This is a genomic window from Parasphingorhabdus sp. (assembly GCF_049667325.1).
Taxonomy (GTDB): Bacteria; Pseudomonadota; Alphaproteobacteria; order Sphingomonadales; family Sphingomonadaceae; genus Parasphingorhabdus.
The window spans coordinates 1-4,310 of record NZ_JBATHY010000346.1; the positions used below are offsets into that span (position 1 = coordinate 1).

General features: G+C 56.5%; 4 protein-coding genes and 1 pseudogene. All 5 read right to left on the reverse strand.

Going from position 1 to position 4,310, the window contains the following annotated elements; all coding sequences use genetic code 11:
* The coding region (locus tag WBM93_RS14650) for an enoyl-CoA hydratase-related protein (RefSeq protein WP_424432605.1) at positions 1–320 on the reverse strand (320 nt) is incomplete at its 3' end.
* Positions 317–1,360: an enoyl-CoA hydratase/isomerase family protein gene (locus tag WBM93_RS14655; RefSeq protein ID WP_424432606.1), complete on the reverse strand. Its 1,044-nt coding sequence runs from the start codon at positions 1,358–1,360 to the stop codon at positions 317–319. The genes WBM93_RS14650 and WBM93_RS14655, both read right to left, overlap by 4 nt.
* 7 nt (positions 1,361–1,367) lie before the next feature.
* Positions 1,368–2,510, reverse strand: coding sequence for an acyl-CoA dehydrogenase family protein (locus WBM93_RS14660; RefSeq protein WP_424432607.1), 1,143 nt, complete (start codon positions 2,508–2,510; stop codon positions 1,368–1,370).
* 2 nt (positions 2,511–2,512) lie between these two features.
* Positions 2,513–3,754, reverse strand: a complete 1,242-nt coding sequence (locus WBM93_RS14665; RefSeq protein ID WP_424432608.1) for a dipeptidase — start codon at positions 3,752–3,754, stop codon at positions 2,513–2,515.
* A 10-nt stretch (positions 3,755–3,764) separates the two neighbouring features.
* A pseudogene (locus tag WBM93_RS14670) lies at positions 3,765–4,310 on the reverse strand (polysaccharide deacetylase); the annotation flags it as partial.

Genomic DNA, 4,310 nt, shown 5'->3' on the forward strand with positions numbered 1-4,310 from the left:
AACCCATTTACCGCAGCAATCCAAGGCTTGCGGGTGGTCTTGACGATATGGCTGGTCCATTTGGCGAAGAAATCCTCGAGATAGAAATCGGCTGCGGACTTGTCGTACATTTCCTTGATGTCCGCACCGGCGGCAAAAGCCTTGTCGCCAGAGCCGGTTAAAACCGCGCAATTTTGTGTCTCGTCAGCCTGAAAAGCCGCAAAAGCGTCGATCAATTCATCCAGCACTTGGCTGTTCAGCGCGTTCAGCGCTTGCGGCCGGTTGAGCGTGATCAGCGTGACTGGTCCGCGCTTTTCTGTCAGGATGGTTTCATAAGTCATAGCGGTTTCCACTCTTCCTTTGCCGGCAGCGGCGCGAATATATTGTCGATCCATTCAGCGCTGACTTCGTCCGGCGTCGCCGGATTCCATTTCGGGTCGTTGTCCTTGTCGATTATCAACGCCCGCACGCCCTCGAGGAAATCGTGCATCACCAGAACATGATAGCCGATCCGGTATTCATTGCGCATTTCATCGGCAAAGCTCTCCATCACCGCGCCTTCCTTGAGCTGGCGCAATGCGACTTTGCAGGTCTGCGGGCTTTTGGTGCCAAGCGTATCGCGCTCTTTCTCGGCCCATTCGCTATCATCCGCTTCCAGCGCTGCCAGAATGTCTTCAAACCGGTCCGAAGCAAACAGCTTGTCGATCTTGTCGAGATTGCTGGTGATCCGCGCTTCGGGCATATTAGCCGAAAGCTGGCCCAATATACCTTCGATACGGTCGGGTTTATCGGAAATCCGCTGTTTCGCTTCTTCCAATGCTTCCGATTGGAGATAATGGGTAGCGATACCCACTTCCTTGCACTCGGCACCATCCAGACGCGCACCAGTCAGCGCAAGAAACTGGCCCAATCGGCCTTCGAGCCGCGAGAGATACCAGCCCCCCCCAACATCGGGAAATAGCCCGATTCCGGTCTCCGGCATGGCGAAACGTGTATGTTCTGTTGCCACGCGATATTTGGCCGGTTGCGAAATTCCGACGCCGCCGCCCATGGTAATGCCGTCCATGAAGGCGACCACTGGTTTGGGATATTCAAACAGCAGATGGTTGAGCTGATATTCCTTGTAGAAAAACTCGCGGCCCTTTTTTCCGTCGCTCATGCCGGATTCGCGGAGCATCGAAATGTCACCGCCAGCACAAAAGCCTCTGCCTTCGCTATGGTCGATGATTACCGCTTCGACCTCGTCGTCGTCACGCCATTCCAGAAGCGCGTCGATCATTCCGAGACACATGTCGAGGTTGAGCGAATGGAGAACTTTGGGCCGGTTCAGGCTGATATGCCCGACCCGTCCGGATTTTCTGATGATAAGATCTTCTGTCATAATTTTCCTATTGCCGGAGCAGTTCCCGCGAAACGATCATTCGCATGACCTGATTGGTACCCTCCAAAATGCTGTGGACCCGCAAATCGCGCCAGAAGCGCTCGATCGGATAGTCCTGCAAATAGCCATAGCCGCCAAAGAGCTGCAGCGCGTCATTGGCAATCTTGCTGCCATTGTCGGTCGCCAGCCGCTTGGCCATGGCGGCAAATTTGGTTTTGTCCGGCGCGCCTTCCGTCACCTTTGCGGCCGCAAGATAGAGCAACGCCCGCGAAGCTTCGAGATCGGTTGCCATATCGGCGAGCATGAACTGGGTGTTCTGGAAATCGCTGATCGCCTTGCCAAATTGCTTGCGTTCCTTGGTATAATTTACCGCTTCGTCGAGGCAGCGCTGCGCGCCGCCGAGCGAACAGGCGCCGATGTTCAGACGTCCGCCATCAAGACCTGCCATCGCAATGCGAAAGCCTTCACCATCATCACCGACCCGGTTTTCGGCGGGCACGCGGACATTGTCGAAGTGCACCTGCGCAGTGGGCGAGGCATTCCAGCCCAGTTTGCGTTCGGGGGCGCCAAAGCTCACGCCTTCCATATCCTTTTCGATAACCAGACAGGTAACACCTTTCGCGCCGTCATCGCCAGTCCGAACCATCGTGACATAGACATCATTGACCCCAGCGCCTGAGATGAACTGCTTGCCGCCATTGACGATATAATCGTCGCCGTCCCGCCTGGCGCTGGTCTTCAGCGCCGCTGCGTCCGAACCGCTACCTGGTTCGGTGAGGCAATAGCTGGAAATCTTTTCCATCGGAATCAGATCGGGTAGAAATTTATCTTTAATCACCTGCGATCCGAAGCAGTCGATCATCCAGCTTGCCATATTGTGGATCGAGATAAAGCTGCTGGTCGCCGGGCAACCGTAAGCCATGGCTTCCATGATAATCGCACTCTCAAGCCGACCGAGCCCGATTCCGCCCGATTCCTCGCTGATATAAATGCCACCGAAACCGAGATCAGCGCTTTGCTTGATAACCTCGCGCGGGAATATATGCTTTTCATCCCACTCGGCCGCATGCGGTGTAATTGCATCGGCGGTGAATTTCTGCGCCATTTCCTGAATGGCAAGCTGGTCTTCGGTCAGGGAAAACTGGGTCATATCTATTTCTTGCTTTTTGCCATGGCAGCGGCGGTTGATTCTGTTTCTCGCATTACCCGCAATATGTTGCCGCGGGCGATTTTTGCAAGGTCAGCGGCGCTATATCCTCGCCTTGCCAGTTCGGCAAACAGCACGGGGTAGGTCGACACATCGGACAGGTCGTCCGGAGTGAACGGGATCCCGTCATAGTCACCGCCCAGACCGATATGGTCGATTCCAGCGACATCGCGGATATGATCGATATGGTCGGCGATATCCTTGGCGGTTACCGGCGGCATAGGATTTGCGTCGTTCCAATTTGCAAGATGGGCTGTCCGCACTGCAGCATGTCCGGGATATAGTGCAGCCGCACGTGCTTCTTCGGCCTTTTCCGCCGCCGCCCAATCCCGGTTCTCGGCATTTACGTAAGATGGCACGAACGTAACCATCACCAGTCCGCCATTGGCCGGCAGTCGCTTCAATACCGCATCCGGTACGTTGCGGGGGTGTTTGGTGACACCATCAGCAGAGCTATGGCTGAAGATCACCGGCGCTTTGGTCACATCCAGCGCGTCGTTCATAGCGGCTTCGGACACGTGGCTGATATCGACCATCATCCCGAGGCGGTTCATTTCCTCAACCACCGAAACACCAAATTCGGACAGGCCGTCGCTTTTCGGCGCATCGGTCGCGCTATCGGCCCAGTCGAGCGTCTTCCAGTGGGTCAGCGTCATATAGCGCGCTCCGAGCGCATAGGTTTGCCGGAGCACAGCGAGCGAATTACCGATCGAATGGCCGCCTTCCATACCGATCAGCGAAGCGACGCGGCCCTTTTTCTGAGCAGCGTGGATATCGGCAGCGGTCAGCGCGAGCTGCAGGTCACCCGGATATTGTGCCACCAGCCGGTGGACAATGTCGATCTGCTCGATCACCCGCTGGACTGCTTCGTATTCCGGCAGTTCTGGATCGATCCAGACCGACCAGAATTGACCGCCGACTCTGCCTTCTCTGAGTCTCGCAATATCGGTGTGCATCGGCCTCGTTCCATGGCCGGTGGTTGACTGAGTGTCGCGGAAGTCGAATTGCGAGAGATCGCTGTCAAACCGTTCGGCAATCTGCTCTGGCGCGTCGTTATGCCCGTCAATTACGGGGTTTTTGGCGAGCACCTGTTGTGCGAGCTGATCCGGCGTTTGCGCCTGTAGCGACGACGCACCCAGCATGGCGACAGCGAGGGTAAGACTGCGGATGGTTTTGATTGTTTTCATGCAATCGGGTCTAGTCGCGCAGGACCCTCGCGGCAAATAGCTTTTTTGCTATTTTCTGGTCATTGCGCTTGTACCAGCGATTGCCGATATTACGCTCGGCGGCAAGCATCTGTGTCCGGGTGCCATCGGCGAAATCGACGTCCGGCTCCATATGGGCGATCGGATCGCGATAGGCTTCGTCGGCCGAAACAATGGTCCAGCCTCGCTGTTTCAGCGCCGCCGCCAGATCATCGACGAACATGGCCGCGAGATCGGTTTCGTGGAGCAGGATCATCTGCACCGGCGCTCTGCCTAGCGTCCGCCGCGCCAGATCGTCAGAAAACTCGGCCGATTGCACATAGGATTCGACAAACAGGTCGCGCAGCGCGTTCCAGTCCATCAATTTCCCCGCCTTGGCCGCAGCAATCGCCATATCCTCCATATACCAGTCCGACGCGTCGACCGTCACATAGCCGTTCATCAACCCGCGTTGCTTTAGGCCCGCACGGACCGCGTCGCGCTTGGCCATGTTCCTCCCTCCTTCATCGAGAAACGGAAACCGGAACCACGGGCGATA

Bases quoted from the DNA above. Each gene is read 5' to 3' on its own strand.
- WBM93_RS14665 (WP_424432608.1), bottom strand. From the start codon at position 3,754: ATGAAAACAATCAAAACCATCCGCAGTCTTACCCTCGCTGTCGCCATG.
- WBM93_RS14660 (WP_424432607.1), bottom strand. From the start codon at position 2,510: ATGACCCAGTTTTCCCTGACCGAAGACCAGCTTGCCATTCAGGAAATG.
- WBM93_RS14655 (WP_424432606.1), bottom strand. From the start codon at position 1,360: ATGACAGAAGATCTTATCATCAGAAAATCCGGACGGGTCGGGCATATC.